This window comes from Halorubrum sp. Atlit-26R, assembly GCF_003666015.1.
GTDB lineage: Archaea > Halobacteriota > Halobacteria > Halobacteriales > Haloferacaceae > Halorubrum.
Genome location: NZ_QPLT01000466.1, coordinates 1 through 471 on the forward strand (window position 1 = coordinate 1; position 471 = coordinate 471).

The 471-nt window shown below is 64.1% G+C and carries 1 protein-coding gene; it reads right to left on the minus strand.

Going from position 1 to position 471, the window contains the following annotated elements; all coding sequences use genetic code 11:
* Positions 1–458, minus strand: a 458-nt coding sequence (locus tag DVK07_RS21485) for a DUF6159 family protein (RefSeq protein ID WP_233565627.1), incomplete at its 3' end; no start/stop codon positions are given.
* Positions 459–471: the final 13 nt, after the last annotated feature.

Below are 471 nucleotides of genomic sequence, written 5' to 3' on the forward strand. Positions count from 1 at the left end.
GCGGATGTCGGCTGCGAGCCCACGATGGCGGCGACGACGATGCCGCCACCACCGACGAGCGCCCCCGTAGCGAGTGTGCCATCGAGCACCAAGAACCCCACCGCACCCAGTGCGACGCCGGGCAACGCAACGAGCAGGAAAACGAAGCTCACGCCGAGCGTAGCGGAGACGCTTTCACCCCACGTGTCTTGAAAGAGCGATCCACTTCGCCGGAGCTGGCGGCGCAGACTTCGTCGCTGATCGAGGACGATGACCGGCACGATGAAGAACGTCAGCAGCGCCCACGCGAGATTGAACACAGCTCGCGTTAGGCTTCCGACGACGCCGAACTTCTCATCGAGGATGTACAGAACCGTGCCAAGCGTCGCAGCGACGACGGCCCACACAGCGATCTGACGGCGGGCACGCCACGCTGCTGCGAGTCCATCTCGAACGGATGTCGAGTTACCATCGAACAACTGGGCCGCACAG